This window comes from Pseudomonas sp. MF06569, assembly GCF_059862735.1.
This window is the reverse complement of the sequence record NZ_JCBCUZ010000036.1, coordinates 1-13,468: the sequence shown is the minus strand read 5'-3', so window position 1 is coordinate 13,468 and position 13,468 is coordinate 1. Positions and strand designations below refer to the sequence as shown.

General features: G+C 49.8%; 11 protein-coding genes. 3 read left to right on the top strand and 8 right to left on the bottom strand.

Going from position 1 to position 13,468, the window contains the following annotated elements:
- Window positions 1–311: 311 nt before the first annotated feature.
- From AC19YQ_RS22595 to AC19YQ_RS22575, 5 genes are all read right to left on the bottom strand, one after another.
- Window positions 312–926 (bottom strand): hypothetical protein, encoded by a 615-nt coding sequence (locus AC19YQ_RS22595; protein ID WP_500595994.1) that lies wholly within the window; start codon window positions 924–926, stop codon window positions 312–314.
- A gap of 744 nt (window positions 927–1,670) precedes the next feature.
- On the bottom strand, window positions 1,671–3,236 hold the full coding sequence (locus tag AC19YQ_RS22590; protein WP_500595993.1) for a methyl-accepting chemotaxis protein: 1,566 nt from the start codon (window positions 3,234–3,236) through the stop codon (window positions 1,671–1,673).
- A 288-nt stretch (window positions 3,237–3,524) separates the two neighbouring features.
- On the bottom strand, window positions 3,525–3,731 hold the full coding sequence (locus AC19YQ_RS22585; protein ID WP_500596009.1) for a GGDEF domain-containing protein: 207 nt from the start codon (window positions 3,729–3,731) through the stop codon (window positions 3,525–3,527).
- Between the two features lie 541 nt (window positions 3,732–4,272).
- Window positions 4,273–4,695, bottom strand: a complete 423-nt coding sequence (locus AC19YQ_RS22580) for a DUF6691 family protein (protein ID WP_130871454.1) — start codon at window positions 4,693–4,695, stop codon at window positions 4,273–4,275.
- A gap of 2 nt (window positions 4,696–4,697) precedes the next feature.
- Window positions 4,698–5,132 (bottom strand): YeeE/YedE thiosulfate transporter family protein, encoded by a 435-nt coding sequence (locus AC19YQ_RS22575; RefSeq protein ID WP_198821531.1) that lies wholly within the window; start codon window positions 5,130–5,132, stop codon window positions 4,698–4,700.
- 472 nt (window positions 5,133–5,604) lie between these two features.
- On the opposite strand from AC19YQ_RS22575, the gene AC19YQ_RS22570 reads away from it, so the two are divergent.
- Both AC19YQ_RS22570 and AC19YQ_RS22565 read left to right on the top strand, forming a co-directional pair.
- Window positions 5,605–7,479 (top strand): DUF294 nucleotidyltransferase-like domain-containing protein, encoded by a 1,875-nt coding sequence (locus AC19YQ_RS22570; protein WP_037031797.1) that lies wholly within the window; start codon window positions 5,605–5,607, stop codon window positions 7,477–7,479.
- Between the two features lie 2 nt (window positions 7,480–7,481).
- Window positions 7,482–8,204, top strand: a complete 723-nt coding sequence (locus AC19YQ_RS22565) for a 3'-5' exonuclease (protein ID WP_095019783.1) — start codon at window positions 7,482–7,484, stop codon at window positions 8,202–8,204.
- 90 nt (window positions 8,205–8,294) lie between these two features.
- On the opposite strand, the gene AC19YQ_RS22560 is transcribed toward AC19YQ_RS22565, so the two are convergent.
- Both AC19YQ_RS22560 and AC19YQ_RS22555 read right to left on the bottom strand, forming a co-directional pair.
- Window positions 8,295–9,959, bottom strand: a complete 1,665-nt coding sequence (locus AC19YQ_RS22560; RefSeq protein WP_500595992.1) for a BCCT family transporter — start codon at window positions 9,957–9,959, stop codon at window positions 8,295–8,297.
- A 188-nt stretch (window positions 9,960–10,147) separates the two neighbouring features.
- On the bottom strand, window positions 10,148–10,609 hold the full coding sequence (locus AC19YQ_RS22555) for a hypothetical protein (RefSeq protein ID WP_500595991.1): 462 nt from the start codon (window positions 10,607–10,609) through the stop codon (window positions 10,148–10,150).
- 437 nt (window positions 10,610–11,046) lie between these two features.
- Between AC19YQ_RS22555 and AC19YQ_RS22550 the strand changes: the two genes are divergently transcribed.
- Complete coding sequence (locus AC19YQ_RS22550) at window positions 11,047–12,027, top strand: IS5 family transposase (protein WP_083333486.1); 981 nt, start codon at window positions 11,047–11,049, stop codon at window positions 12,025–12,027.
- 305 nt (window positions 12,028–12,332) lie between these two features.
- Here the strand turns inward: AC19YQ_RS22550 and AC19YQ_RS22545 are convergent, their stop codons facing one another.
- Window positions 12,333–12,698: a histone-like nucleoid-structuring protein, MvaT/MvaU family gene (locus AC19YQ_RS22545; RefSeq protein WP_095019784.1), complete on the bottom strand. Its 366-nt coding sequence runs from the start codon at window positions 12,696–12,698 to the stop codon at window positions 12,333–12,335.
- Window positions 12,699–13,468: the final 770 nt, after the last annotated feature.

The window sequence follows — 13,468 nt, the reverse complement described above, 5'->3', positions numbered from 1 at the left end:
GCATTTTAGCTCAAGGAACCTAACCCTTGGTCAAAAGATCTCAGCTTCTCTAACGGACTTAAGGAACCAGGGACTGGTGTCCAGGATGTGTACATGCTCTGCTGCCGCATGCCGCATTTTGGTCAGTGTTCTTAGTAGGACTCATGGCATAGACGTACCCTCACTGACAAGGCCCTCCAGAAGTTACAAGCCTAGCTGGCTGACGGGCATGGAATGTTGCAGTAGACAGCCTATTTCCATCACGACTAATAAGGCCTCAGGTTTGCTCCAGGATCACGTCTTGCCTAAAGGTGAGGCAGATTCAAAAATATCTACTCGCGCGTTCCGATTGGCATAGTCGCTCTTCGGGTCAGGGTAGTATTTCTTATCGTCAAAAAATCATTTTCTTTTTGACTCCGTTCCTTTTTACTCTTCCGCTTTATTTCTTTGACAACCCCATCCCGAATCTTATTGAACTGAATGTTTTCGCGCATTCTTAACGAAACCGATGAAGACGGCCAATTTGATCGCTCCATGTCTGTAAATAAACAACCATTACTCAGCAACCCCAACGGCCATAGGTTTTCCACATAATGATCAACTGAACGGCACATGTAAGCAAATTGAAAATGCGCATATCCTAGACAATTAGCAATAAGGTTGTAGGCAAAGCTCAGCTTCATCGTACTACCGGATAACCTTACCACTTTCATAATTTTCTTCGCTTGATATTTAATCTGAGCGATACTCATACCCTTCGAGGTACCAAGATACACTAGAACATCTGCCACTCTGTCGTCTCTGAGGGTGTAATCGTCCGCCGGAGCCCAGTTTGCAATATTATTCGCATTCAGGAACGCTTGTAGATGTTCTCCCAAGTGCGTAATTGCAGCTCTGGCAGTCAGAGCGTTGTCGACTTCTTGTGGAGGATATACTGTGTAGTTCATTTTAGCCAATGACCTTTAATCAGTTTATTTTGGTCATCATAATCAAAAAAAATATCTTGCAAGCATGGTAAGGTGCAAGCTTTCAATACACCTCAATCTAATTGGTATATATTGACAGTCCATGTTTCATTTTGACAAATTTCTAATTTACATATATTGACAACCCATCTTTAGCTTTGACCAATTCCTAATTGGTATATATTGACAGTCTATCTTTCATTTTGATCCGTTGATTTTTTAGTGTGTAGCTTTGGATGTCAGTCGGGCAACAAAACAACATGGAAGAGTTCGCAAACAGGCGGTGTTTATATTAATATCTCATGTTGACTAATGTTCATCTAACGGGTTTCTAGGGCGACGCGGCTTCACTGATATACGCCGCGCGGCTTAGAGCCTTTGGTATCGTAAACCGAGTCTACGTCTCGGCCCTGCGGGCTTCCATCCTCACGCCTGCGCGCTCCGCTCGCCGCCACCTACCGCTCCATATCCCCTACCCAACCTGCCAGTCAGCTCGCGGTATTTACCACGTGTAAGCACGAGTCACATCGGTAACTGGGCGAATGCTTCTGACAGAAACCGGGACACTTTGCGCTCAGCATGGGAGAGGGTTAGCTGATTGGCACCGCTATCAACAAGCCCCTCTAAACCTTGGATTTGCTCTCGCAAAACCTTGAGATCAGAGCCCGGCTAAGAGCGCAATTGAGAGCCCGCGCAGAGCGGGCTTTTGTCGAGAAGGTTCGTTTGTTAACGGTTGAATCGTTCGACCAATGAGTACTGGGTCGTCGCTGTTTGAGTTAATTCTTTGCTGAGCTCTGCCGAGCTTCTTGCTTGTTCAGATGTTTGATCTGCAAGATTTGCGATGGTCGTAATGTTGCGACTAATCTCCTCTGCAACGGCAGTTTGCTCTTCAGTCGCTGCGGCGATCTGGGTGGTCATATCAGTAATGTGAGCTACCGCATCACTAATTCCAACCAATGCCTTGTCAGCTTCTAGTACCCAGGCGACTCCTTCTTCAGCTTGGCGATGTCCATTCTCCATGGTTTTAACAGCACAAATTGACGAGGTTTGCAGCTTGGAGATCAGGCTATGAATTTGAATAGTTGACTGAGTGGTGCGTTGCGCCAACTGACGCACCTCGTCTGCAACCACAGCGAAGCCTCGGCCCATATCTCCAGCACGTGCAGCTTCGATCGCGGCATTCAAAGCAAGCAAGTTGGTTTGATCGGCAATACCTTTAATGACATCGACAACCGTTCCGATTTCATTGCTGTCTTTAGCTAACTGTGCAACCGCTTGGCCAGTCTCTCCGACAACGATCGAGAGGCGTTGGATGGCCTCTCGGGTATCTCGAGCTACATCACGGCCCCGTCCTGTTAGCTCATTGGCTTCTTGAGTAGCGCTAGCGGTTCTCTGAACGTGGGTTGCGACCTCCTGCGTGGTCGCAGCCATCTGACTAACTGCAGCTGACACTTGCTCAGTCTCGACTCGCTGACGTTCAAGTCCGCGCGAGCTATCTGAGGCAAGGTTATCCGATCTTTCAGCCAGACCAGTGAGCTGCTCTGCGGTGTCTTGCAAACGAGTAAGGCAAGTCTTGAGCCTCGATGTCTGGCTCACAAATGCGGTTTCAAGCCGCGCCTGTGGGCCGCGCTCATCGCTATACATCTGTGCAATTAACTGATCCGAGGTTGTGGGGTCAGCCATTTTCAACAGATGCAGCGCCCCTTGATTTTTCTGACGCGAAACAATCAGCCCGAAGAGAACAGATATTAATACCGCCAAGGTTAATGCCAGAGAAGTACTGAAAAATACTCCCCCTAAGGAGCCCACTAGCCCCATAGCCAAAAGTGGTAGCCAGTCCATGAGTACAGGTTGCCATTTGTCACTGCTGGGAATAGCCGACTTGCCTAGGTTTAGGCGATTGTAAAGGTTCTCTGCGCGTCGAATTTGATCGGTCGTAGGCTTAATTCTGACCGATTCATAACCAATTACCTGGCTGCCCTCGAAAATCGGAGTGACATAAGCATTCACCCAGTAATGGTCGCCACTGCTAGTTCGGTTCTTTACGATACCCATCCAAGGCTGGCCCTGTTTGAGAGCGCCCCACATATGAGCAAATATGGCAGAGGGGACATCGGGATGTCGGACGATATTTTGGGGCGCGCCTATTAGATCTGACTTATTGAAACCGCTGATCTCGACAAAAGCATCATTGCAATACGTAATGACACCTCGTGCATCAGTTGTAGAAATAAGTTTTTGTTGCGCTCCCAAGGCAATCTCGCGCTGCGTGACCGGTTGATTGTTTCTCATTTAGATAGATCCCTTGCCCTGTGTCAAGGGTATCGGCAGCTAATATGAAAAGCTTAATGAGTATTTCCATAGGGTATTTTGCACCTGGTAATCCGTCTGCGCTCGGAATGCGGCCCATTGGCAACAACGAACAAGCTGCCACCAAACTCTATGAGTCCTCCATCGCGTCAACACGACCAGGGTGTAAAACAGCTCCAATAAATAGCCGCTTCGCGCAGGCTGTGACTTTCCTTGAAAAATAAAAGCCACGTTTACTTTATTCAATCCGCTTAAACTTGCCGCCAAACACTAAGAGTCATTTGTCGACATTGTCGTAACTTGCGAAGCGTCATCATTACCACGAGCAGAACAGACCCTATTACGACCAGCTTGTTTTGCACAGTAAAGCGCATCATCCGCTCTAACAACTAACTTACTCGGGGTATCTCCCGAGGGCAGCGCGAATGCTACACCCATGCTAACAGTCACCCGAACTAGAACTTTACTTGTTGAAATCTTTGATCAACTAACTGGTTCAAAATCTAAAGACAGCACCTCCAAAACATGTTGATTCGATCACTCCTTTTTTTACTTGCCGATACTTCCTGGGTAGGTTTTCAGGGCGATCAGCCCATGGTCGCCGACGATTCGTCTAGCATGAGCTCGGTCAAGTTGGGCTCTATGGGCGTAATAAACCACGCCGCAGTTGTGGCGGTGACATCGAGTGGGGCTGACAGCCGCAGATCAGCAGCAAAGCGGTCACGAAGGCGTGCTTGTTTGGTTTTTCAATCGGTCAGCTTTGGCTGTCAGATTCTGCGCGAGGGTCGAGTTGGGTATTGGAATTTGCAGCATAGTCCGGATCGTTCAATCAAAATCTAAACGCCATCAGCGAAAGTTTTATTCGGTTCCAGGCCAGCAAGAATCGCTCAGCGAAAATGAAGACTTGTGAATCGTTCAGCCCGGACATCAAATATTCATTGGCCGGAAATACGTGTTATCGATCTGGTCAGCAGGTTTGAGAGTCTGACTGTGCTGTACTCATGTCCACGGTTTCAGCCTAATCGGGTCGTGCGCTACGTTCTAATAGGTTAAACAAGTACATTCCGGCCAACATGGCCAATACGAATATGATGATTTGGCCGTGCCCTGTAAGCAGAATTGTTAACGCTGGCCCAGGGCATATCCCCGCAAGACCCCAACCTATACCGAACAACAGGCTGCCGCCAATCAAGCGGGAATCCAACTCCCTTTTCATTTGAAACTGCATCGGGGCACCCAACAAGGATTGTTTGTTTTTGCGCGCCCAATTCAAGGGAATAATCGCCACCGCGATGGCCCCACCCATCACCAGTGCGAGTGATGGATCCCAGGCCCCGGCCAAATCAAGAAAAGCTAATACTTTGGCGGGATTCGCCATGCCTGCCAGGAGAAGACCAAGGCCGAAGATCAGTCCTGCAAAAAAGGCGGTCAACTTGATCATTTTCATGCTCCCACCACATGACGGGTGACGTACACCGTTGCAAAGCCAGCAAACATAAAGCACATCGTTGCCGTGATGGATCGTGCTGAGAGTCGAGAGATCCCGCAAACGCCATGGCCGCTTGTACAACCAGATCCGTAACGAGTACCCACTCCGACAAGCAAGCCCGCAATGATCAGCGTCGGCCACCCTGCCTTAATCTCGATCTCTGGCATTACGGTAAACGCTCCCCACAACAACGGAGAAATCAGTAGACCAAGAAGAAATAACACCTTCTCACTCCAACCCTCACTATCGAATCGCAGCACGCTTCCAAGCAGTCCACTGATGCCGGCGATGCGTCCATTCGCGAGAACAAACAAGCTAGCAGCCAGCCCTATCAAGGCGCCTCCAGCTAATGAAGTCCAAGGCGTGAAGTTGATCCAATCAATGCTCATTTTGAATCTCCTGCATATAATTGCTGGTAAAAGACATGGATTTCAAAGGTGTCACCTGAGATTCTGAGCTCCCCCTAAAGGCGATCAAAGACCCTGTCGAGACCCTTATAGGATTTCAGCCCCTGAATCCGCCCCGGCTCTCCTAGAGATATCGAAGCCTCAAAAGGACACAAGATGAGGCAAGGTTCGATCAGTCCGCTTTTGGCTGGTTGCCGCATTTCAGGAGGGGCATTTCTAGGCGAATAGTGATTGCTGAACACCTCAGAAACCCGGGGCGATTAATATTGATCCTTTAGGTATCGCAAAAATTACCGTACGCAGTTACTCAAAGTGGTTACAACGCATAACGTAAGTCAGCCACGAAGCTTGATCCTAGTCACAGGATGTGATGTGGTGGCCGATACAGAAAGACTATTCCCATTCGCCAACTATGGCGCTCGCGACTTTTATTTTTCCAGCATCACGAGGTTTCATGCAGATTGAGTTACAGGAGATTAGCGACCACCTCTATCGTTTCGCTCCTTTTGATGCCCTGCCAAAGGAGTCGGTAGACGCCATCGCTCGGCGAATTGAAGTGAGTTATTTCAAAGCCGGCAGTGACATTCTTGAAGCCGGTGCGACCATTCAGGATCTGCATTATGTTCGTAGTGGTGCGGTGGAGATTTACCGGCGTAATGGTGAGCTCTATGACCGTCTCGTCGAAGGTGACCTATTCGGTCAGGCAGGTCTGTTACGTAGCAACAAGGTACGCTTTCCCGCCCGAGCGTTGGAAGATAGCCTGATCTATTACATCCCTGCCGACGTTTTCGCTGACCTTTGTGCGCAACATGATGCTTTCGCTGACTTCGTTGAAGCAGAGGGAAACTCGAGACTCAAAACTGCTGTTGAAGCTCAGGGGCGTGCTAGTGAGCTTATTCAGCTCAAATGTCGCGCCCTCATCTCACGTCCCTTGGTGTGGGTCACGTCAGATATCTCTGTCGGCGGAGCTGCAAAAATCATGACTGAGCAAAGTGTATCCTGCGTTCTAGTCATGTCTCCGGCAGGTTTAAAGACGGCTGAAATAGAAGGGATCGTCACAGATAGAGACCTTCGCACGCGATTTGTTGCAGTGGGCCTAAACGCTGACGAAACTCGTGCCAGCGACATTATGACAGTCGATCCGGTTGTAATTGGCTCCGATGATTCAGTGTTTGAAGCCATGCTTGTGATGTTGCGCCGCAATATTCATCACTTGCCGGTTGTGCACGATGGTAATCCAATTGGCCTTATAAACCTGTCGGATATCATCAGGTACGAATCGCATAGCAGTTTGTACTTGGTTAACAGAATCTCTAACCAGACCTCAGTTGAAGGCCTGAGATCACTTTTGCGTGACCTGCGAGGAACCTATATCCGCATGGTGCGTGACGGGGCTACTGCGCACATGATCGGAAGCGCGATTTCAGGTATTGGCCGTGCCTTTACCCAGCGTTTGCTTGAGCTGGCCGAGAAAAAGTTAGGCCCGCCTCCAGTGCCTTACTGCTTTATGGTTTTGGGATCAATGGCGCGTGATGAGCAGTTGTTAGTGACTGACCAGGACAACGCGTTAGTACTCGACGACAGCTTCGATCCGATCCAACACGACTCTTACTTCCGAGCCCTGGCAACGTTTGTTAGCGATGGACTGGCCGCGTGCGGTTACAGCTACTGCAAGGGCGGGGTCATGGCGACCAACGAGCAGTGGCGACAGCCTTTGAAGGTATGGCGAAGTTACTTCGATCAGTGGATCGAAAAACCTAATCCAACTACGTTGCTTAATAGCTGTATTTTTTTCGATCTGGATGGGGTTTTTGGCAAGCTTGAGTTGGTACAAGAGCTTAAAGACCTGTGCGCTCGAAAAGCAAGTACACACCCTGTATTTCTAAGCGCAATGGCTCGTATTGCCCTTAATCGAACGCCGCCATTAGGATTCTTTCGTACTTTTGTCGTTGAGACTGACGGACAGCAAAAAAGGATCATCAACCTTAAAGGGCGTGGCACGGCACCGCTGACCGACCTTATCCGGATTCATGCGCTAGCATGTGGCAGTACCGCTCAGAACTCATTTGATCGCATGGATGCTATAGCCCGAAGTAAAGTCATTCCTCCAGAAGCATTAAAGCAACTTCGGTACGCACTAGAGTTCCTGTCGATGGTGCGTATTCGACACCAGGCGGACGCACTTGAACAGGGGGCATCACTCAATAACTACATTGAGCCCGAGCGCTTTTCTAGCAGTGAACGACATAACCTCAAAGAAGCGTTTCAGGTGTTGAGCAATGGCCAAAATTTCTTGCGATTCCGATATCCTTCAAAGGGCCGCTTTTAGCGATGAAAAACCTAAAAAAGCAGCCTAAAAATAGAGTGTTGGACTGGTCTGCCGAGTTCGAGACATTGGCGAAGATTTCGGTTAATCCTCTATTACGAAAGTTCTATCAAGCTGGCGCGGTTTCAGCGCTGGCACCCATTGAGAGCGTTCAACTGCTGGCCATGGACGTAGAGACTACCGGCCTTGACTCACAGTCCCACAGCATCGTGAGTATTGGTGTTATGCCGTTCACGCTGAATCGTATTTGTTGCGGGAATTCACTCTACTGGGTGATAAAACCATCGTCCGAACTGAATGAAAAGTCAGTGACCTTTCATCACATAACCCATGCCGAAATTTTAGATGCCCCTGTGTTTGCGCAGGTGCTTGATCCTTTGCTTGAAGCCATGGCGGGCAGAGTGATTGTCGTCCATTACCGGAATATTGAGCGCGCCTTCTTGGATCAGGCAGTGCGTAGGTATTTAGGTGAAGGCCTTAAGTTTCCAGTCATCGATACGATGCAGTTAGAGGCACACTTCCATAGGCAAAAAATTAGCTGGTTCGGCCGACTGATTGGACGCAAGCAACAGTCCATACGGCTGGCAGACAGTCGCTCTAGGTTAAACCTGCCGGCTTATCACGCACATCATGCATTAACCGATGCTCTCGCGACTGCCGAGTTGTTGCAGGCGCAGATAGCAACTCACTACTCGCCACTCACACCTGTCGGTGAGTTATGGAATTGAACCAAGTTAATAGCTTCAAGGTGCAAGCAGATAGATATGTTACACCTTGAAGCTTGAGGTCAATCTTACCTATAGCCTAGCTCATACTGACTAGCGAGGCTCAGACATTAGTCCTTTCACTAGAGAGATACACCCTATCATTAGAACTATTGCGAAAGGCAACCCCGTGGATACTGCCATTGCCTGCAGTGCCACCAGACCGCCCCCCAATAGCAGTGCAATCGCAATCACGCCTTCGATTACCGCCCAGAACACCCGTTGAGGAACAGGCGCGTCAACCTTGCCTCCAGCTGTGATGGTATCGATCACCAATGAGCCGGAGTCAGAGGAAGTAATAAAGAACACTATGACCAGAATAATACCTAGGAATGAGCTGATCTCCTTGAGGGGGAGCTCTCCCAGCATGGCGAACAACTTCAGCTCTAAGACCGCGTCCTTGACTCCCATAAGGCTTTGAGTGGTCACTTGGTCAATTGCCGTACCGCCAAACGTAGTCATCCACAATACAGAAACTACTGAAGGCACAAGTAGAACAGAGATCAGAAACTCTCTGACAGTTCGACCACGACTGACGCGAGCGATAAACATGCCTACAAATGGTGACCAACTGATCCACCAAGCCCAGTAGAAGGCAGTCCAGCCTTGAGTGAACTCGATATCAGTACGTCCAAATGGGTTTGAGAGCGCAGGCAAATATTCAACATAAGTCACCAGATTTTTAAAGAATCCAGTGAAAATAGCCAGGGTCGGCCCCACAATGATTACGAACACCAACAAGAGCAGCGCAAGCCCCATATTGATCTGGGAAAGCATTTTGACGCCCTTGTCCAAGCCGGAAAGGACTGACCAAAGAGCGATTATGGTGATCCCAACGATCAGTACAACCTTGCTCAGATTTGTCGATTGAATTCCGAAGAGATATTCAATCCCTGCAGCAGCCTGTTCTGCGCCAATCCCTAAAGAGGTCGCCAAACCAAATAGCGTGGCAAATACCGCTAGTATATCGATGATATGTCCCGGCCATCCCCAGACACGCTCACCCAATAGTGGATAAAAAATTGAGCGTATTGAAAGCGGCAAGCCTTTGTTATAAGAAAACAACGCTAAAGACAGCGCCACAATCGCGTATATAGCCCAAGGATGGAGTCCCCAGTGAAAGATTGTAGCCGCCATAGCCAAGTCAGCAGAAACCTTAATATCACCTTCGGCACCTCCTAGGGGCGCCCAATCCGTGCGTAAACCGCTCGCATCTACTGTCACACCTCCCATTGAAGCAGCGTAATGCGACATGGGTTCGGCTACCCCATAAAACATCAACCCAATGCCCATCCCCGCAGCAAAAAGCATTGAAAACCAACCGACGTAACTATGGTCTGGTTTGGCATCTCTACCGCCCAAACGAACCTTGCCCAGCGGAGAGAAAATAAGTGCAATGCATAGCAAGACAAAAACGTTCGCAATGCTCATGAAGAGCCAGGCTAGATGGCTGGTTAGCCAGTTTCGAATGGAGCTAAAAAGGGGTTCTACTTCATTCTGCAATGCCAGCGTCAAAATCACGAATAGTAAAATGGTGGCTGCTGAAATGATGAAAACTTTACCGTGGATATCGAGTGAGAACGAAAACTCTCCCTTGATGTTGTCTTGACCAATGACATAGTCAGTATCGATAAGATTGGCCGCTCCAGTAGGAGCAGGAATGCCTTCACTGGGTTGAGAAGGTGTGTTTGGACTATCATCCGTAGGCTTTCCAACCATAAGATTCCCCTTTTGAGATTCACGTCATAAAACGTGTAATTATCATTATCCCCGCTGTTCCTATGGTAAAACGAGATTTTAGCCAAGCTATCCTAGCAAGCTTTGGGAACAAAATTTCTAAAACCTCAGCTCTTTTGACTTCTTACCAGAGACTTCTCTCGCGTAGCCTTTGCAGGCTTGCAACGCGATTAGTCCCTAATCGCCGTCGCCGTAGACTCCGATAATTCGTTGGGCATGCGCTGGAACAAGTTGGGTTCTAAGGGCACCATAAGCCATGCCGCCGGCACCGGTGGTAGGTTGCACTGCGTCACAACCATTCGTAGCTCCGTCGAGTTGGACTTAAAGCCACAGGTCGGCAGTAGCAAGCGATCACCCAGGCGTGATTGTTTGGTTTTTGCATCGGTCAGAGTTCGGCAATAGGATCGGTCACTGGCTGCCAGCGATTGCTCCAGCGTAAGGAACTTGCCCTGCTCTGCCAGAACCCGCGTGGGGCTGGCATTGGCCAGAAGGGTGAACTTGGTTTGGTGGGCAGCTTCCTTGGCGACCAATTGCTCATCGTAGGCGTGGCCTGCCACGGCCATGCAGTTCACGCGCTGCCCACCATCAGGGCAAGGATGATCAGCAGCACCCAGCACCGTATCAGCCCTCACGCCAACACCTTGAGCGCTTGGGCATACAACGCTTGCCGATCGGCCACTCCATTCTGGTCACCATTGATGCGCTGGGTGATCCTGTCGAACTGACTAGTGTCGGCAAAGGTGTTGTCGGTCTCTTTGCCAACTAGCCCCGTCGGTGCGATTAAACGCTTGTGGCTCCGGTCGTGCCTAGAGATATTCTCTAGCTCTCAGCTTAAGTAATACAACCACTCATCCACGCACGGAACTATGAACTGGGGGGGCTGTTTTTAAAGTCGATGTCGCTAATACGACGGGGAAAACCGTCCTTGTTTATCAGGTTATTGTTTTGATACTCAGCAGGGGCGGTCAGGATGGGTCGTAATCTGGGGGAGTTGGCTAACACTAAGGAAATCCTGAAAAAGACTTCCTGATTTGGCAAAATCCCCGGACACCAATCGCCGAGCTTTTCAATGAAGCAGATGACCTTCGCCGATGCCGAGTACGCCGGTAAGCGCAAGCAGACCCGCAAGGAATTGTTCCTGATCGAGATGGATCGTGTCGTACCCTGGAAGGGTTTGATTGCCCTGATCGAGCCTCATTACCCGAAGGGCGAAGGTGGTCGTCCTGCCTATCCTTTGATGGCGATGCTGCGGGTTCATCTCATGCAGAACTGGTTCGGTTACAGCGATCCTGCGATGGAGGAAGCTCTGTACGAGACGACGATCTTGCGCCAGTTTTCCGGTCTGAGCCTGGAGCGGATCCCAGATGAAACTACCATCCTCAACTTCCGTCGCCTGCTGGAAAAGCACGAGTTGGCCGCTGGTATTCTCGGCGTGATCAATGGCTATCTGGGCGACCGTGGCTTGTCACTGCGACAAGGCACCATCGTCGATGCCACGCTGATTCATGCGCCCAGTTCGACCAAGAACAAGGACGGCAAACGCGACCCGGAAATGCACCAGACAAAGAAAGGTAACCAGTATTACTTCGGTGCCAAAGCTCACATTGGTGTCGACGATGAGTCAGGGCTGGTGCACAGCGTGGTGGTCACTGCGGCCAACGTCGCGGATATAACCCAAGTCGACAAATTGCTACACGGTGCTGAGAACGTGGTCTGCGCCGATGCAGGCTATACCGGTGTCGAGAAGCGCGAAGAGCATGCGGGACGCCACGTCATCTGGCAGATTGCAGCCCGGCGCAGTACCTACAAAAAACACGGTAAACGCAGCGCGTTGTACAAAGCGATGCGCAAGATCGAGAAAGCCAAGGCCCAGTTTCGCGCCAAGGTTGAGCATCCATTTCGGGTGATCAAGCGCCAGTTTGGTTATACGAAAGTGCGCTTCCGAGGCTTGGTGAAGAACACTGCTCAGATGGTGACGCTGTTCGCCCTGTCAAACCTGTGGATGGCGCGTCGATATTTGCTCTCCAGCGTAGGAGAGGTGCGTCCGTAATGAGTGAAATAGCTGCTGCGAGGCGCGTGCAGCGGCAAAAATGGATGGAATAGGCGGCAGACTTGATCGATTTTGAACGGCTGCCGTTTTTTGAAAGCGCCTATGGCTCAGCAGTCGAAAAATAGCGGCCTACTTCAGACCATCCCTAAGCTTCTATGGCCAGAAACGCACAGATTTCAGCGTCAGATAGGAGTTACTCAAGAGCCTCTGGAGATGCTTGAATTCTCCGCCGAGAAGATCAACCACCTATCTCAAATAACATACAAAAAGGGCCCTCGAAGGGCCCTTTTGTACTCAAACCAAAATCACTTGGTCAGCCAGGACTCAACGGTATCTGAGCCGTGTTCTGCCTTCCACTCCTTCAGACCTTTGTGATTCCCACCTTTGGTTTCGATGACCTCGCCAGTGTACGGATTTTTGTAGACCTTCACCTGACGTGGTTTACGAGTGCCAGCTTTGGATTTCACTACTGGAGTGCTGCGGCCAGTCTGAGGATCCAACAAGTTGATGATGTTAGACAGGCTGTAACCGTATTCAGCAAGCAGAGCGCGCAGCTTCGACTCAAACTCTATTTCCTTTTTGAGGCCAGCATCGCCTTTCAGTGTTTCGAGAGCCTCGAGTTGTTCGGCAAGGTGTTTTTCGAGTTGGCGAAATTCAGCAAGTTTGGACATGTTTAATCTCTACGTAGTTAGTCCCATAACAATACACCAACTTTGGAGTTTTCCGCCAATCGTTTAGGTATAAGATCCATGAGTAACGATCACGAAGACGCGCACTGTGGAGTCTGGGCTCACACTCTAATTTTATTCGTTCCCTGTCAAAAGCGAAGTATTGAGGTCAACATCTTTGTGGCATGGATGTGTCTATGAAACTAGGGGTTATTCAGGATGATGTGCTGAGTATTCTGAGATTTACCCAGCAGTTGCAGACGCGGCTGTGCTTTATAGGTCGGTTGAGCAAGGGCGAATCGCGACTTACTCCGCTCACGCCGATTATCTCACTAGCGAGATACTGAAAATCATGCCCGTCGGGACATTGCCGACCAATTTGAAGGGTTCCCGTCTTGAGGCAGATTTGGGTATGTAGATCGGACACCGGGCCCAGCCCAAGCAGGCCTTTTAAATCCACTGAATGTCCAGTCACGCCTCGGGCTACTTCAACGGCTTCTTGCGGATTGACCTGCTGACTAAGGTAACCATCGCCCTGCCTCTGCCCAAAGTCGTCGGTGTGTGTAAATCGATGTAAGCGCCTCCTAAAACAGGCATATTGGATTGTAGAGCGTAGCCACAGTGTTAATTGGTCAGTACAGCAGCTTGAACGAGCCCCATGAAAGACAGGACACCGTTTCCCCCTTACGATAAGGGATAGGCAAACGGTTATGTTTATGACTAATAGCAACGATAAGAGTGGGGAGCTTTTGGGCCAGGAGCGGCGGCGCCGA